General features: G+C 56.2%; 16 protein-coding genes and 2 tRNA genes. 14 read left to right on the top strand and 4 right to left on the bottom strand.

From position 1 onward, the window contains the following. The first annotated feature begins 74 nt into the window (after positions 1-74). The 7 genes from KF947_RS06470 to nadA all read left to right on the top strand — a co-directional run bounded on the left by KF947_RS06470 (position 75) and on the right by nadA (position 6,354). The gene (locus KF947_RS06470; RefSeq protein WP_227405762.1) at positions 75-1,865 is read left to right on the top strand and encodes a DEAD/DEAH box helicase; all 1,791 of its coding nucleotides are present in this window, start codon (positions 75-77) and stop codon (positions 1,863-1,865) included. Between the two features lie 101 nt (positions 1,866-1,966). Continuing rightward, positions 1,967-2,917 (top strand): segregation and condensation protein A, encoded by a 951-nt coding sequence (locus tag KF947_RS06465; protein ID WP_223288092.1) that lies wholly within the window; start codon positions 1,967-1,969, stop codon positions 2,915-2,917. Then, positions 2,914-3,765 (top strand): SMC-Scp complex subunit ScpB, encoded by an 852-nt coding sequence (gene scpB, locus KF947_RS06460; protein WP_227405761.1) that lies wholly within the window; start codon positions 2,914-2,916, stop codon positions 3,763-3,765. The genes KF947_RS06465 and scpB overlap by 4 nt, the downstream gene beginning before the upstream one ends. Continuing rightward, positions 3,752-4,627: a 23S rRNA pseudouridine(2605) synthase RluB gene (gene rluB, locus KF947_RS06455; RefSeq protein ID WP_227405760.1), complete on the top strand. Its 876-nt coding sequence runs from the start codon at positions 3,752-3,754 to the stop codon at positions 4,625-4,627. Before scpB ends, rluB begins: the two co-directional genes overlap by 14 nt. Before the next feature lie 184 nt (positions 4,628-4,811). Beyond that, positions 4,812-4,887, top strand: a tRNA-Lys gene (locus tag KF947_RS06450). 115 nt (positions 4,888-5,002) lie between these two features. Further along, positions 5,003-5,078 (top strand) — tRNA-Lys (locus tag KF947_RS06445). 247 nt (positions 5,079-5,325) lie between these two features. After that, complete coding sequence (nadA, locus tag KF947_RS06440; protein WP_227405759.1) at positions 5,326-6,354, top strand: quinolinate synthase NadA; 1,029 nt, start codon at positions 5,326-5,328, stop codon at positions 6,352-6,354. Between the two features lie 122 nt (positions 6,355-6,476). Here nadA and KF947_RS06435 read toward each other — a convergent pair whose 3' ends face one another. Further along, positions 6,477-7,940, bottom strand: a complete 1,464-nt coding sequence (locus KF947_RS06435; RefSeq protein ID WP_133732126.1) for a M48 family metalloprotease — start codon at positions 7,938-7,940, stop codon at positions 6,477-6,479. Between the two features lie 217 nt (positions 7,941-8,157). On the opposite strand from KF947_RS06435, the gene KF947_RS06430 reads away from it, so the two are divergent. Further along, positions 8,158-8,421, top strand: a complete 264-nt coding sequence (locus KF947_RS06430) for a sulfurtransferase TusA family protein (RefSeq protein WP_133732127.1) — start codon at positions 8,158-8,160, stop codon at positions 8,419-8,421. Continuing rightward, positions 8,418-9,527 carry an AI-2E family transporter gene (locus tag KF947_RS06425; protein WP_133732128.1) on the top strand — a complete coding sequence of 370 codons (1,110 nt, stop codon included), beginning with the start codon at positions 8,418-8,420 and terminating at the stop codon, positions 9,525-9,527. The genes KF947_RS06430 and KF947_RS06425 overlap by 4 nt, the downstream gene beginning before the upstream one ends. A gap of 67 nt (positions 9,528-9,594) precedes the next feature. On the opposite strand, the gene KF947_RS06420 is transcribed toward KF947_RS06425, so the two are convergent. Next, positions 9,595-10,071: a peroxiredoxin gene (locus KF947_RS06420; RefSeq protein WP_133732129.1), complete on the bottom strand. Its 477-nt coding sequence runs from the start codon at positions 10,069-10,071 to the stop codon at positions 9,595-9,597. A gap of 280 nt (positions 10,072-10,351) precedes the next feature. On the opposite strand from KF947_RS06420, the gene dapA reads away from it, so the two are divergent. The 3 genes from dapA to purC all read left to right on the top strand — a co-directional run bounded on the left by dapA (position 10,352) and on the right by purC (position 13,046). Next, positions 10,352-11,236 carry a 4-hydroxy-tetrahydrodipicolinate synthase gene (dapA, locus tag KF947_RS06415; RefSeq protein WP_071694177.1) on the top strand — a complete coding sequence of 295 codons (885 nt, stop codon included), beginning with the start codon at positions 10,352-10,354 and terminating at the stop codon, positions 11,234-11,236. Positions 11,237-11,313: 77 nt separating this feature from the next. Further along, positions 11,314-12,297, top strand: a complete 984-nt coding sequence (gene bamC / locus KF947_RS06410; protein ID WP_133732131.1) for an outer membrane protein assembly factor BamC — start codon at positions 11,314-11,316, stop codon at positions 12,295-12,297. 32 nt (positions 12,298-12,329) lie between these two features. Continuing rightward, positions 12,330-13,046: a phosphoribosylaminoimidazolesuccinocarboxamide synthase gene (purC, locus tag KF947_RS06405; RefSeq protein ID WP_008955951.1), complete on the top strand. Its 717-nt coding sequence runs from the start codon at positions 12,330-12,332 to the stop codon at positions 13,044-13,046. 19 nt (positions 13,047-13,065) lie between these two features. On the opposite strand, the gene tsaA is transcribed toward purC, so the two are convergent. Then, complete coding sequence (gene tsaA / locus KF947_RS06400) at positions 13,066-13,800, bottom strand: tRNA (N6-threonylcarbamoyladenosine(37)-N6)-methyltransferase TrmO (protein WP_223288088.1); 735 nt, start codon at positions 13,798-13,800, stop codon at positions 13,066-13,068. A 140-nt stretch (positions 13,801-13,940) separates the two neighbouring features. On the opposite strand from tsaA, the gene KF947_RS06395 reads away from it, so the two are divergent. After that, positions 13,941-14,465 carry a GNAT family N-acetyltransferase gene (locus KF947_RS06395; protein ID WP_227405758.1) on the top strand — a complete coding sequence of 175 codons (525 nt, stop codon included), beginning with the start codon at positions 13,941-13,943 and terminating at the stop codon, positions 14,463-14,465. A gap of 3 nt (positions 14,466-14,468) precedes the next feature. Here KF947_RS06395 and nadC read toward each other — a convergent pair whose 3' ends face one another. Beyond that, positions 14,469-15,323 carry a carboxylating nicotinate-nucleotide diphosphorylase gene (nadC, locus tag KF947_RS06390; protein ID WP_227405757.1) on the bottom strand — a complete coding sequence of 285 codons (855 nt, stop codon included), beginning with the start codon at positions 15,321-15,323 and terminating at the stop codon, positions 14,469-14,471. A gap of 93 nt (positions 15,324-15,416) precedes the next feature. On the opposite strand from nadC, the gene ampD reads away from it, so the two are divergent. Then, positions 15,417-15,995: a 1,6-anhydro-N-acetylmuramyl-L-alanine amidase AmpD gene (gene ampD / locus KF947_RS06385; RefSeq protein ID WP_227406281.1), complete on the top strand. Its 579-nt coding sequence runs from the start codon at positions 15,417-15,419 to the stop codon at positions 15,993-15,995. Positions 15,996-16,001 lie beyond the last annotated feature (6 nt).

Raw genomic sequence — 16,001 nt, 5'->3', positions numbered from 1 at the left:
GTTCAGGGATTATTTAAACCATCACTACTACGACGCGACGAAAGTCGTAATGGTTCAGTAACGGGCTAATTAATTTGTCGACACCTAGCTCCTCACAAGCCCCTTCACTAACACCCCAGCTTCGCCCCTATCAGCAGGAGGCGGTCAAGCGCGTGGTAGTGCACTTTCGCGCTTCCAGCGATCCGGCTTTGGTCGTGCTACCCACCGGTAGCGGTAAATCCCTGGTAATTGCTGAGCTGGCAAGATTAGCGCGTGGGCGCGTGCTGGTGCTGGCCCATGTGCGTGAACTGGTAGAGCAGAACCACGCTAAATATCAGGCGTATGGGCTTGAGGCGGACATTTTTAGCGCTGGTTTAAAGCGCAAAGAGGCGAGTCGCCAAGTGGTATTTGGCTCGGTGCAGTCGGTGGTGCGTAACCTGGAGAGCTTTAACGACGCTAATTTTACCCTGCTGGTCATCGATGAGAGCCATCGCGTATCGCTCAACGAAGACGCTAGCTATCGTCAGGTGATTGAGCACCTGCGCCAGCACAATCCGCAGCTTAAAATACTCGGGCTAACCGCTACGCCGTACCGTTTGGGGCAGGGGGTTATTTATTACCGCCACCATCACGGCATGGTGCGGGGCAGTGAAGAGAGTTTTTTTCGTGACTGCGTCTTCGAGCAGCCGCTGCGTCTGATGGTAAAGCAGGGGTACCTCGCCGCGCCCAAGCGCCTGGATATGGCGATTGAGGGCTACGACTTCTCTGCACTCAAACCCTCTTCAAGCGGCCTGTTCCAAGAGGAAGAACTTAATCGTGTGGTGGCGGGGAGCCGTGCAACGCCGGGCATTATCGGGCAAATCGTCGAGCGCGCGGTTGATCGCCAGGGGGTGATGATTTTTGCCGCCACCGTGGCCCACGCTGAAGAAATCATCGGTTATTTACCCCGGGCAGATGCCGCGTTAATCACAGGCGCAACTCCGTCTAAAGAGCGCACTGCGCTGATCGATGCCTTTAAAGCGCGGGAGTTGAAATACCTGGTGAACGTGGCGGTGTTGACCACCGGTTTCGATGCTCCCCACGTGGATTTGATCGCCATTTTGCGGCCTACCGAATCGGTGAGTCTCTACCAGCAGATGGTGGGCAGAGGGCTGCGTCTGTCGCCGGGCAAGAGCGACTGCCTGATTCTGGATTACGCCGGGAACCCCTGGGATATCTACGCACCGGAAGTGGGTGAGCCGAAGCCGGATAGTGACAGCGAACCGGTTCAGGTAGAGTGCCCTGACTGCGGTCATGCCAATCTTTACTGGGGTAAGCGCGACGGTGATTTAGTGATTGAGCACTTTGGTCGTCGCTGTCAGGGGCTAATTGAAGATGATGAAGGAAAGCGGCGCCAATGCGACTTCAGGTTCCGCTTCAAAGTCTGCGATGAGTGCGGCGCCGAGAATGATATTGCTGCTCGCCGCTGCCATGGTTGCGAAAAACTACTGGTAGACGCGGATGATAAACTCAAAGACGCCCTAAAGCTGAAAGACGCCAAGGTACTGCGGGTAAGCGGTATGCAGCTGGAAGCGACCACCAACGGCCGCGGCCTGCCGCGCTTAAAAGTCACCTATCATGACGAAGATGGCACCCATCTTTCCGAGTGGTACGCGCTGGAAACCCCCGCTCAGCGGCGCGCTTTCTATGCCGCCTTTCTGCGCTACCATCTGCGCGCACCGGGAGGTAAATGGCAGCCGCTAAGCGCCGAGGAAGTCGTCGCCGAACAGCGCCGCCTACGCCATCCTGATTTCGTCGTAGGCCGCAAAGTGGGGCGCCATTTCCAAATCCGTGACAAGCTGTTTGACTATGCTGGCCGTTACCGCAAAGCGGTGGAGGCGGGGTAATCACGCTAGTTTTACCCTCTTGATAGAGAGACGCGAATGTCGCTGAGTTTGCTAAACTGTCTGCCTGTGCTGATTTCCACTTTTCAAGAGAGCCGACCCGCGTGAGCGAGACGCCAAGCGCTACTGTTGATATAGAGAGCCCTGATCCCGAACCCACCGAGCCAGTGGCAGCCTCGTTTGGGCGTCTGTTTGATGAGCCGATTACGCAAATGCCGGAGGATTTATACATTCCTCCCGAGGCGCTACGGGTATTTCTAGAGACCTTTGAAGGCCCACTGGATCTGTTGCTCTACCTGATTCGCCGCCAAAACCTGGACATTCTGACCATTAACGTAGCGACCATCACCCACCAGTACATCGAGTACGTGGAGCTGATGAAGGCTATGGAGATCGAACTGGCGGGGGAGTATCTGCTCATGGCCGCTATGCTCGCTGAGATCAAGTCGCGCACCTTGTTGCCCCGTCCGCCGAAGGCTGAGGGCGATGACGAGGAGGATCCACGCGCTGAGCTTATTCGCCGTCTGCAAGAGTACGAACGCCTTAAAGAGGCAGCAGAGACGCTGGATACACTGCCGCGTATGGGGCGTGACTGGTTCAGCGTGCAGGCGGGCTTACCGCCACTGGAATCCCGTGTGATTCACCCTGAGGTGGAATTGGATGAATTGCTCAGCGCGCTCTCCGATATCCTCAAGCGCGCCGAGCTGGTGCAGGCCCACCAGATCAGTCGTGAAGTACTCTCTACTCGCGAGCGCATGCTCAGGATTATGGAGCAGCTAAGTCACGATGACGCCCATCAGCGCTATACCCCCTTTGAAGCGCTATTTACTTTAGAAGAGGGGCGCGCCGGCGTGGTGGTCACATTTATGGCGATTCTTGAGCTAGCCAAAGAAGCCATGATTGAAATTGTCCAAAATGCGCCGCTGTCGCCAATTCACGTGCGCGCGCGGCGCGCTGCCCTTGCTGACGGCGAGGAGAGCGCTTTTGATGAGAGCGAGATAGATGAGGATGCCTATGGCGAGTCCGCTTTTGAACCTGGCGAGGAGGCGCCATGAGTAACGCCGTCACCGCGTTAGATGACACTGTTTTAGATGACATTGTTGAAGCCGCACTGCTGGCCGCAGGCGAACCCTTGCCCCTTGAGCGCTTGGAAACGCTTTTTCTGGAGGGCGAATGCCCAACGCGCAGAGAGTTCCGTGACGTCCTGGAACGTTTGCAGCAGCGCCATTCCGGCGGTGCTCTGGAGTTGCTGGAAACGGTCTCGGGCTATCAGCTGCGCATTCGTCCGCGGCTTTCCCAGTGGGTGTCGCGGTTATGGGATGAGCGCCCCCAGCGCTACTCGCGGGCGCTGCTGGAAACGCTGGCGTTAATTGCCTATCGGCAGCCGGTTACTCGTGGGGATATTGAAGAGGTGCGTGGGGTCAGCGTAAGTAGCTCCATTATGCGCACCTTGGCAGAGCGCGGCTGGATTCGGGTGGTTGGTCATCGTGATGTGCCCGGTCGTCCGGCGGTATACGCCACTACACGCAGCTTTTTAGACGATTTTGGGTTAAAAACCCTCGATGCGTTGCCGCCCATGCACACCCTGGCAAGCTGGGACGAAAACGAACTACCTGAAGAGCCGGGGGTGACGAAGGGTACTGGCATTCAGGAAGAAAATGACCCCGGTTCAGACGATGAAGCACTAGACGAAACGATCAAAACGGTGCAGGATGCGCCACCCCAGAAAGAACAGATAACCTCGGCTGAGATAGCCGACACGCACGCCGAGACGGCGTTAACCCAGCCGCTGAGCTTTGCCGACCTACAGGCTCGGCTCGCGGCACGTGCCAAGCGCCAACAAAACGAGCGCGAAAGCACGGAGACTACCGATGTGAGGTCAGACGACCATGAGTCAGAGTAATAACACCACGCCCCCCGCCAGCGAAAAGCTGCAAAAAGTCTTGGCCCGTGCAGGCCTTGGCTCGCGTCGTGAGATGGAAACGGCGATTTCCGCCGGCCGTGTTAAAGTGAACAGCCAAGTGGCTAAGCTGGGCGACCGCGTTGAAGCGCGGGACAAAGTCAGTTTTGATGACCGTCCGGTGGCACTGCGACCAGAAGAAGAAGTGCCGCGCCGGGTGATTATGTACAACAAGCCGGAAGGCGAGCTGTGCACCCGCAAGGATCCAGAAGGCCGCCGCACGGTGTTTGACCGTTTGCCGCGCCTTAAAGGCGAGCGCTGGATTGCGATCGGTCGCCTGGATATCAACACCAGCGGTTTGCTGCTGTTCACTACCGACGGTGAGCTGGCCAACCGTTTGATGCACCCCTCTACCCAGGTGGAGCGCGAGTATGCGGTTCGCGTGATGGGTGAAGTGAAGCGTGAGCATATCATGGCCATGGTCGATGGGGTCATGCTTGAAGATGGCCCGGCGCGCTTTACCGATGTTCAGGAGTTTGGTGGCGAAGGTATCAACACTTGGTTCCACGTGGTGATTCTGGAAGGGCGTAACCGCGAAGTGCGTCGTCTTTGGGAATCTCAGGCGCTGACGGTTAGTCGCCTTAAACGCGTACGTTACGGCAACATCTTCCTTGATAAGCGGGCGAAAGCCGGCGAATGGGTCGAGCTTAGCCAGGATGAAGTGGATGACTTGGCCACGCTGGCTAACTTAGAGAGCCGCAAAGTGCCCGCCCTGACGCCAGATGAGAAGAATCGCTGGAACCGCGATAAGCACAAGCGTAAGCCGGTACAGGCACTGCGCAAACCGAAGAGCAAGGCGCGCTAAACGCGCGCCTTGCAGAGCCTGTTGAACCGCTTGGTGGTCAGTCGTTAGCAGTTAGGCTGATAAGCGTGCCTGTCAGCATTGAGTGACGCTAGCAGGTACGCAAATGGTTCATTATTGTAGAGTGAAAGAGAAAAAACGCTTGCTATCAATAAGGTGTAAGCGTAGGATATGCATCCGTTCAGGCGGGTCGTTAGCTCAGTTGGTAGAGCAGTTGACTTTTAATCAATTGGTCGCAGGTTCGAATCCTGCACGACCCACCATTCAAACGACTGATCAGTTTGGAAAAAGTCAGTTTGAACTCGGTGATGAACGTTTAAGGTATGTGTAGTAACAGTACGTTTAGCAAAGCTGGTCAGTGAACAGCACAGCAAGTTTGGGTCGTTAGCTCAGTTGGTAGAGCAGTTGACTTTTAATCAATTGGTCGCAGGTTCGAATCCTGCACGACCCACCAAATTCAACGCCCCTGGCAGTTTAGCTGCCAGGGGTGTTTTGCTGTGTGTGACATTCTGTTTGCAGTCAAACGCTATTCCCCGCCAAAATGGTTTAGAATAAATCTGTTCAGAACAGATTTTAAGCGATGGCCATCGCGAGAGACGCAGCGGCTCATCGCCCTTACGAGCGGCGCATGTGCAAGACGTACTGCGCCGTAGCCCAGTGTTTAACAGGGGGATTCCCTGTTCGTCACAGTGGTAGACACAATGACTATTATGACTACTCAAGCGAAGCTTGAGGCTCCGCTACCCACAGCCTACTGCCCGACCCGCATTCCGGCGGAAGATCAGGCCCGGGTTGAAGAGATCAAACGACTGTTGAAGGCCCATAACGCCGTTTTGGTCGCACACTATTACACCGATGATGCTATTCAGCAGCTGGCGGAAGAGACCGGTGGCTGTGTCGCTGACTCGCTGGAGATGGCGCGCTTTGGTGCTCGCCACGAAGCCACCACGCTGGTCGTCGCCGGTGTCCGCTTTATGGGCGAAACCGCCAAGATCCTTTCGCCTGAAAAGCGCGTGTTGATGCCCACCTTGGAAGCCACCTGCTCGCTGGATATTGGCTGTCCCGCCGATGAGTTCAGCGCCTTCTGTGATGCCCACCCTGACCGTACCGTAGTGGTGTATGCCAATACCTCTGCAGCCGTTAAGGCACGGGCAGACTGGGTGGTGACTTCGTCGATTGCAGTCGAGGTGATTGAGCACCTGCAGGCCAAGGGCGAGAAAATTCTCTGGGCGCCCGATAAGCATTTGGGCGGCTATATCCAGAGCAAAACCGGCGCCGATATGCTGATGTGGGACGGTGCCTGTATCGTTCATGAAGAGTTTAAGGCCAAGGGCGTTGAAGACCTGAAGCGCATCTATCCAGATGCCGCGGTACTGGTGCATCCCGAGTCGCCTGAGTCAGTAGTAAAACTGGCGGACGTGGCAGGCTCCACCTCGCAGTTGATTAAGGCCGCGAAAGAGCTGCCCAACGATAAGCTGATTGTAGCGACGGATAGGGGCATCTTTTTCAAGATGCAGCAGGCGGTACCGGATAAAACGCTGTTTGAAGCGCCGACGGCAGGCAACGGTGCTACTTGCCGCAGCTGCGCGCACTGCCCCTGGATGGCCATGAACGCGCTGGATAACCTGGCGGGTGCGTTGCGCAAGGGAAGTGGAGAAATTCAGGTGGATGAAGCGCTGCGCCTGCAGGCTTTAAAGCCCCTTGAGCGGATGCTTAACTTCAATGCATGAATTGAAGATCATAGCTTGAAGTCCATAGCTTGAAGGCCATAGATAGCTTAAGGCTGAGCCTGCTAAAAGCATGTAGCGCCCGTGCTGCTTAACGCATGGGCGCTTTTGCATGCTTCAGGGCATCAACTAAAATCTTCCAGCGCTTCACGATACTCAATAAACTCTTCTCTGCGCTGCTCGATTCTTGCCAACGCCTGCTGGTTGTTTTCCCGCTCCGCGGCATCCCGGGCGATGGAGAGCTGGCGAATGCCGCGATCGACGCGGCCGGTCAGTTGAAGGTGCTCTGCACGGGCTAAATGCCCCCAGCTGTCGTGTCCGCTACGTCCGGCGGCTTCCGCCAGCAGGTTAAAGCCCTGAGGGTTTTCCGGGTTTTGGGAGGTGATGTCGCGCAGCAGGTCATAGGCAGCCTGTGGGTCGCGCTGCAGCTGCGCTTCGGCCAGTACCAGTTGGGCAGGTAGGTAGTTGGGCATAAAGCGTAGCAATTGCTGGCTGCGCTGAATCGCCTGATCGTAGCGCCCTGCTTCCAGAGCGACACTGGCTGCAGAGGCGGGGAGCATGGCAAAGTCGGGATGCTCGTTAGCAAGCCTATCCAGCTGCCCCAGAGCGCTATCGGTTTGGCCGTTGCGAGCATCAATGAGTGCGGCTAAGTAGTCCTGAGCGGCTTGTTCGGCGCCTTCCTGAGCAAGGCGCGAAGCAGCTTGCTGCGGCGTGTTAGTGTAAATGCTTAGCAACGCTCGGGCGCGCATCATGTCGTAGAGAGTGTCGCTGGTATATGCATCGGCGACATTGAGCTGGGCGGCGCGGGCTTGCGCGGCACTTAAACGATTGTCGGTGACCGGGTGGGTCAGCAGGAACTCGGGTGGCGTATCACCCTGAAGGCGCGCCATGCGCTGCATGGCCGAGAACATGCGCACCATTGCCTCGGGGTCATAGCCTGCATCGGCCATGGCCTGAAGCCCGATGTTATCGGCTTCCTGTTCAAACAGCCGTGAGTAGCTAAGCTGATCCTGAATCAGCGCCGCCTGGGAGCCCATGGCAGCCGCCATGCCAGCGTCGCCGCCGCCACTGGCAGCAATCAGCATGCCTGCCAGCATGGCCGCCATAGCGGGCAGTTGGGTCTGAGCCGCGCGGGCGCTGCCACGGGCATAGTGGCGTTGGGAGAGGTGGCCCAGCTCGTGAGCTAGCACCGAGACAAAGGCACCTTCATCTTCGGCAAACGCGAATAGCCCAGAGTTGATCCCTACCACGCCGCCTGGGACGGCAAAGGCATTCAGTGACGCGTTATCGACCATCACGGTGATCGTGCGCAGGCCGTTAATATCACTATGCGGGGCCAGTCGGGCAATTAGGCTTTGCAAATAATCATTGGTTATAGGGTCTTGCCACTGGGGGGCTTGGGCACGAAACTGGCGCAACCAGGCGCGGCCCAAGCGGTACTCTTCATTGCTGACGGAGGTAGACGCTGCCCCTAAGCTCGGCAAGCCGTAATCATTGGTAGCAACGCTTGGCGGACTAAACAGTAGGCTGCCACAAGCACAAGCGAACGCACATATCCAGCCTGGGGAAGTGGTACGAAGGGTCGGCATGGCATCCTCATAAATAATAGTTAAGCAAAGTGGTCTGGGTGTGGCATTGGTTAAAAGTGTGACATTGATAAAGACTGGGAAGTGCCGTTAAATCGACAGCCTAGTGAAATCAATCGCTAAAGACAGTTTATGCCGCAGCGTTTATTAAACAATGTTTATGCAACGACGTGTATAAATCTACGCCGTGAAATAGGCAGGTCATCTTGAGGGAGTATGTATGTCTGAGCAAACCGGGGGCTTTCAACCCGACACGGTGCTTGACGCTTGTGGGCTGCACTGCCCATTGCCACTGCTAAAAGCTAAGCAGGCCCTGTCAGGCTTGGCGGCAGGCCAGTTGCTTGAAGTACGTTCAACGGATGCTGGGTCGTGGCGGGATATGGCATCGTTTACCGATCAGAGTGCGCATGCCCTTGAGGGACGGGAACAGCGCGGCGATGTTTATGTGTATTGGATTAGAAAAGCGGGAGATGCGCACTCATGACCCTGCGCACGATTCTGAAAAGCTGGGTTGAGCGCTACTTCTCGGATGAGGAAGCACTCATCCTACTGGTAGTACTGGTGGCGGGTTTTGCCGCGATCATCTGGTTTGGTCGCATGTTGGCGCCATTTTTTACCGCACTGGTGATCGCGTTTCTGTTGCAGGGCGTAGTAAGCGCGTTTACCCGGCGGGGGGTGCCGCATTTGCTGGCGGTGATCCTGGTCTTTTTAGCCTTTATCAGTGTGCTGCTCACCCTGGCGTTTATTCTTATGCCGTTGATCTGGAACCAGCTAGTGGGGCTGGTGCAGGAGACGCCGCGGATGTTCGCCAGTGGCCAGGGCTGGTTGGATGAACTGCAGGCGCGCTACCCGAACATTATTACGCCGGATCAGATGCAGAGCTGGATAGGCGTAGCAAGCCGCGAGATTAGCCAGCTAGGCCAGCGCGCCTTAACGCTTTCACTGGCCTCGCTCGGCAATATCATGTCGCTGATTATTTACCTGGTGCTGGTGCCGATACTGGTGTTCTTTATGCTCAAGGATCGTGACGTGCTGGTCGGTTTTATGCTTTCGCTGCTGCCCCAGAAGCGTACGCTGCTATCGCGTATTTGGCGTGAGATGGATGATCAAATTGCCAACTATATTCGCGGTAAGTTTATTGAAATCATTATCGTGGGTACGGTGGCGTTCTTTACCTTTGCATTCTTTGGCTTGCCGTATACGGCGCTCTTGGCGGTGTTGGTCGGGCTTTCGGTGCTAGTGCCTTATATCGGTGCTGCGGTGGCTACGCTGCCGGTCGCCGCGGTAGCTGGGTTCTATTTTGGTCTTAGCGAAGATTTTGTGTATGTGCTGGTGGCTTATGGCGTGATTCAAGCGCTGGATGGCAACGTGTTGGCACCGGTGCTGTTCTCTGAAACCAATAATATTCATCCGGTTTCTATCATTGTGGCGGTGCTGTTCTTCGGCGGAATTTGGGGCTTCTGGGGTATTTTCTTTGCCATTCCCTTGGCCACGCTGCTGAAGGCGCTGATTTACGCTTGGCCCCGCGGCATGCATGGGCGTGAGGAGCGACGTGGGCTGCAAGCCCCGGCGGTTCAGGAGACCGAGTAGGTTTACCCATTACCCGTGGTGAATCGGCACGGGTAATGGAGTTAGCTGTAAAGGGGCTTTGTGAAAGCTAGCTGGAAGCGTTAAGTTTTTCAGCCGCAGCAAGCACTTCTTCAGCGTGGCCAGGTACCTTAACGCCGCGCCACTCGTTGGCTAGCTTACCTTCCTTATCAATCAGGAAAGTGCTGCGCTCGATGCCCAGGTGCTCCTTACCGTACATTTTCTTGAGTTTGATTACGTCAAACAGTGTGCAAACATTTTCATCTTTGTCGGAGATAAGATCGAAATTGAAATCCTGTTTGGCTTTAAAGTTTTCTTGAGCGCGTAGACCGTCGCGAGAGACGCCGAGAATCACTGTATTAGCGGCGTCAAAGGCGGGTTTACGGTCGCGAAAGTCGCCGCCCTCGGTGGTGCATCCGGGCGTGCTGGCTTTGGGGTAGAAGTAAATGACCACTTGTTTGCCGTGCAGTTCGGACAGCGTCACGGTGGTATCACCAGTGGCGGTGGCGGAGAAGTCGGCAACGGGCTTACCAATTTCAACAGACATAAGGCGTCCTTATTGACGTGGGTGTTAACAGTGAAGTGCGAAGCACGATTACACGTAAGCCGGGGGCCATTGTCAAAGCTCAAAACAGGGTGACGACAAACTCTCATCGCTTTACGCTGTACAGGCTCGAATCGCCTGAGTACCATTTGTCCTCTGTGCGGTGTAGTGCTTGAGGCAAAATAGCCCGATCGCGCTCGGTTTTGAGAAGTATCTAAAACACTTAGCACTTAAAAAAACCTAGATAGTTGATATCACAATTTGGCTGGTGAGGAATAAACGGATGATCACAGGCAGCATTGTCGCCCTGGCGACGCCTATGAAAGTCAATGGCGACATCGACTGGGAGGCGCTTCGTCGCCTGGTGAACTTCCATCTCGAAAATGGCACCGATGCCATTGTGGCGGCTGGTACCACGGGCGAACCGACAACCATGTCCTTCGCGGAGCACTTTGACGTGATTCGCAGCGTGGTAGAAGAGGTCAATGGCCGTATTCCGGTCATAGCCGGTACCGGCTCGAACAACACCACCGAAGCAGTGGAATTGACCCGCTACGCGAAAGAAGTCGGTGCAGATTACTGTCTGACGGTGGCTCCCTACTACAACAAGCCTACTCAGGAAGGCCTGTTTCAGCACTTCAAAGCCACCGCCGAGGCCAGCGACCTGCCGGTCATTCTTTACAATGTGCCTGGCCGCACCTGCTCGGATATCTATAACGAGACCGTGTTACGTCTGGCCGAAGTTGATAATATTATCGGTTTAAAAGACGCTACGGGGAACCTAGAGCGTGCTGAAGATCTAATTACTCGCCTAAAGGGCAGTGGCTTTATGCTCTACTCCGGCGACGATGCGACCGCCTGCGATTTTATGTTGATGGGGGGGCATGGCGATATCTCAGTAACCGCCAACGTTGCTCCTCGGGCAATGCATGAGCTTTGCACGGCAGCCGTCGCCGGTGATGCCGATAAGGCACACCAGATTAATACGCGTTTGATGCCGCTGCACACCAATCTGGGTATAGAGTCGAATCCTATTCCGGTGAAGTGGGCGCTGAATCGTATGGGGTACGCGGACGCGGGTATTCGCTTACCGTTAACCTGGCTGTCGGAAAAGTACCACGCCACAGTGAGCGAAGCGCTGCAGCTGGCGGGCGTCGTAGAGGAGTAACCCGACGCAATACCCTTTGCTACCCAGCTCATCTACCGCTGAGCTGGGTACCTGATTTGTTGACTTAAGGTGGCTTGATGAGCTCTGTGCTTGAAATACGTGCGCTTAAATGGGTTCCGCTGGCACTCGCAGCGGCTGTCGCGCTCTCTGGTTGTGCGCGGGATGGTTTTTACCACGACCGTAACCTGGACTACACCGAGGCCGCACCAGCGCCGCCTTTGGTGCTGCCAGAGACCCGCAATACCCAACGCTACCGTGATGCGCTGCCGGTTCCTCAAGCCGCCACCCAAGGGACACGGCTTGACGAAGCGGCAGAAATTCGTCCACCTCAGTCATTGGCGATTGGTAGTGGGATGGAGCCTGAGTATGTCGAGCGTCGCGAAGTGGGCGATCAAACCTGGCTAGTGGTGGCCGCCGATACCGGTACGGTGTGGCCGCAGTTGGAAGAGTTTGTACGTACTCGTCAGTTGGAAGTGCTGCAGAGTAGCGCTTCCCAGGGCGTTATCGTCACGCCCCAGGCGGAAATTCGCCTGCAAAGTGCACTACGCGCAGGTAGCAGCGAAGTTCGCTGCGAGCGCGGCGGGCAAACCATGGCGAGCTGTCTCGATGCGCTAGAGAGCCATTTAAGCGCACGCAGTGCATCTGCCAGCGTCTCCTCCTCCTGGACGGCTCAGCGTCTGACCGATGAGCAGACATTGCAGATCCGCCAGCAGGGCGACGAATGGGAAGTGGTTATTCCACAGCCGGTTGATCGAGTATGGGCCGAGCTGAACCACTATCTTGAGCTGGATTTTGCCCAGGAAGGCCAGCGAGATTTGCTCGCCGCCGACCCCGCCAGTCATGAGTTTATGGTTGAGTACATGACTGAAACCGAGCGTAACCGCAACCCGCTGCAAATCGTCTTCAGCCCAGATGTGCGCAAAATGTCCCAGCAGATCCGTCTTGCCCTGCAGCCTAACGGCGATCAGACGATTCTGCGTGCCATCAATGCCAGCGAGCGGGCATTCAGCGCAGATGATCAGCGCGAGCTGCTTGAGCGTGTCTCCGGCTATTTACGTTAATTTGTTGATCCTTCACCCCTTACGGAGCCCCCATGGAAAAGCGCCAAGAACTCTACGCCGGTAAGGCGAAATCTGTGTATACCACCGACGATCCGGATTTGTTGGTGCTCAATTTTCGTGATGACACCAGCGCCTTTGATGGCAAAAAAGTGGAGTCGCTGGCCCGCAAGGGAATGGTCAATAACATCTTTAACGCCTTCATTATGGAGCGGCTGCAGGAAGCGGGTATTCCTACCCACTTCGAAAAGCAGCTATCCAATACTGAGAGTCTGGTCAAGAAGATGCAGATGATCCCGGTGGAGTGCGTGGTGCGCAACATCGCCGCGGGTGGCTTGGTAAAACGGCTCGGTGTAGAAGAGGGGATTGCCCTTACGCCACCTACTTTTGAATTGTTCCTGAAGAACGATGAGAAGGGCGACCCGATGATCAATGAGTCGCTGGCGGAGACCTTCGGTTGGGCAACGCCTGAGCAGTTAGCCAAGATGAAAGCGCTAACCTTCAAGGTTAACCATATCCTCAAAGCGCTGTTTGCTGAGGGCGATATGCTGCTGGTGGATTACAAACTGGAGTTTGGTGTATTCAAAGGCGAGGTGGTGCTGGGAGATGAGTTCTCTCCAGATGGTTGCCGCCTTTGGGACGCCAACACCCGTGAAAAGCTCGATAAAGATCGCTTCCGTCAGGGATTGGGCGGTGTGATCGAGGCGTATGAGGAAGTTGGCCGCCGCTTGGGTATTACCTTCCCTGCCTGATAACGCCAGGCTTTTGCCATTATTCGGCGTAAGGTTCGATAGCCATCACCTCTAAGGTGGTGGCTTCGCCTTTCTGGCGAGGGCAAAACTTAACGTCCACATCGCGCAGGCGTACGCCGTAAAGGCGCTCAGACTCCCTATCCTTTTGCTTATAAGCGGGCCTTGGGTCTTGGCTTAGCACCTGCTCAATTAATGCCAGTAGGGTGGCACTGTCCTGGCGCTGGGCGAGCATATCAAGCGCCGTTGGATGAAAGGTGACAGCCATCAGTGACGGTGTCTCAGGGGCAAATCCGGCCTGTGCGTTAGGATGAGATTCGGCCCACGGCAGATAAGGCTTGATATCGACCACCGGGGTGCCGCTGACTAAGTCGCACCCCTGGAGCTGCAGGGTAACGCCGTGCTGGGTGTCGATACCGACTAATCTCACCAGTGAGAGCCCCAGGCGGTTAGGGCGGTGGGTGCTGCGACTGGCAAAAACTCCCACCTTTTTATTACCCCCCAGGCGCGGTGGTCTTACCAGTGGAGACCAGCGTTCGGGGCTTTGATGAAAAATAAAGCTCAGCCACAGGTGGCTGAAGTCTTCCAATCCGCGCACAGCGAGTGGCTCGTTGTAAGGAGCGGTGAGCACAAGCCGGGCATTGGCCGCCGGTGCGAGCCCCGGTTGGCGCGGGATACCGAATTTATCGGGGTAGTCGCTGATTACATGGCCAATGGGCGTCAGCGTAAAATGCTCGCTGTTAGGGGCATCGTCCATCACACTGCCTTCTGCTAGGGTTGATTCGCGTAGAATTGATCCAAGTAGTATAAAGCAGGCCAATGGCTTAGGCGCGACCAAATAGGGCGTGATCGAATGTGTCTTGATCAAATGATAGCGAAACAGCGCAGAGGTGACGCATGACCAATACCGAGGAGCAGCAAGCGCCAACCGGTACGCGGGTAATGTATCGCGCGGCACTGGCACGTGATGCCGCTGACCAGGCGGAAGTGTTTTACCACGCTGTCATGCAGGGGGCAGCCACTCACTACACGCTGGATGAGCGACGTGCGTGGGCTAATGCACTGCCTCGAGAAGGCAGTGCGTGGGGAGTGCGGCAAGCGCTCTACACGACCTTAGTGGCTACCTGCGATGGGCGCTGCGTGGGGTTCCTGGAGTTGGATTTAGTCGCCGGTCGGGTTGTAACTCTTTACGTATGGCCCTCACTGGCCGGCCGCGGTATTGGCACCACGCTGCTGGTGCATGCCGAGCGCCTGCTGCTAGAGCAGGGGCTTGGGCGGGTGGAAATAGAGGCCAGTTCGATGCTCTATGAGCGCCTAATGCGCCGTGGTTGGGAGAGCCACGGCGAAGAGTGGGTCGAGCGAAGTGGGGAACGACTGCTGCGTTATAAGCTTTCCAAGCGGCTTAATGCCGTCGAAACTTAATCATCACACGCTATAGCTGCGGGTAATACGCATGGAAAGATCGATCGAGGCGATGTCCTTGGTCAATGCGCCGCTAGAGATACAGTCAACGCCGGTGTCGGCGATTGCCCGCAGAGTGGTGGCATCCACGTTGCCCGAGGCTTCCAGGGTGGCTCGGCCGCCGTTAATTTCAACCGCAACGTGCAGGTCTTCAATGGCGAAATTGTCGAGCATGACAATATCAGCCCCCGCTGCCAGCGCCTGATCCAGCTCTTCAAAGGTTTCTACCTCGACTTCTACAGGCAGGTCGCTGGCTAGCTTGCGCGCCTGGGCGACCGCCGCTTGAATGCCTCCGCAGGCAGCAATGTGGTTCTCTTTGATCAAAAACGCGTCCCAAAGGCCAATGCGGTGGTTGTGTCCACCTCCGCAGGTGACCGCATATTTTTGCGCCAAGCGCATGCCAGGTAATGTTTTACGCGTATCAAGCAGACGTACACCGGTGCCTTCAATTAGGTCGACATAAGCGCGGGTGGCGGTGGCGGTGGCGGATAGCGTTTGCAGCACGTTAAGCGCCGCCCGCTCGCCGGTGAGCAGGACACGGGCGGGGCCTTCCAGGGTTAAAAAGCACTCACCGGCCTCTAGCTTATCGCCGTCAGCGGCGTGCCAGGTCAGGCTTACCCGACTATCCAGGCGGCGAAACAGCTCATCTACCCAGGGCGCGCCACACAGCACCGCATCTTCACGGGTAATTACATTGGCGCTGGCCCACTGGTGCTCAGGGATCAATTGCGCGGTAATATCACCCGGGCCAACGTCCTCTGCCAACAGGCGAGCGGCGCTGGCGCGGATTTCTTCAGCAAGAGCGGATTGATAATGCATGGCAGTGATTCTCTGAACGTCGTCGATTGTGGGCGGCCATTATAATGAAAGTGAGCCGTGGAAGAACGCGTTACCGTAGAGGAGACCATGCGTATGGAAGACAAACAACCCCTTAGCGGTTGGTGGAGTGGCGCTCGGCAAGTCGTTTCGCCCAACTGCGATGCCCGGCCCGATGAAGAGGTCTCGCTGCTACTCATTCATGCGATTAGCTTACCTCCTGGCGAGTTTAGCGGCGGCGCTATTGAGGCGCTATTTACCAATCAGCTGACGGTTGGTGAACACCCGTTTTTCGCTGAAATTGCTCACTTAAGAGTCTCTGCGCATCTGCTGATACGCCGCGATGGTGAATGCGTACAGTTTGTTGATACAGATCATAGAGCGTGGCACGCAGGGCGTTCAGGATGGTGGGATGCCCGCCAGCTAAGCTGGCGAACGGCACTCAACGATTTTTCGGTGGGCATTGAGCTTGAGGGCGATGACGTTACTCCCTATAGCAAAGCGCAGTATAACGCGCTAGCAGAGGCGGTAGTGTGGCTAATGGCGCGCTATCCACAGCTCAATGCTGATCGTATTACCAGTCATGCGCATGTTGCGCCGCTGCGCAAAACTGACCCCGGCCCGGCATTTGATTGGGCTTATTTTCGGCAGCGGCTATCGTCGCGCCTTGAGTGATGATGG

It is taken from the genome of Halomonas sp. FeN2 (assembly GCF_020595105.1).
GTDB classification, from domain to species: Bacteria; Pseudomonadota; Gammaproteobacteria; order Pseudomonadales; family Halomonadaceae; genus Vreelandella; species Vreelandella neptunia.
The sequence above is the reverse complement of the archived record's forward strand: the minus strand, read 5'-3'. Positions and strand labels throughout refer to the sequence as shown.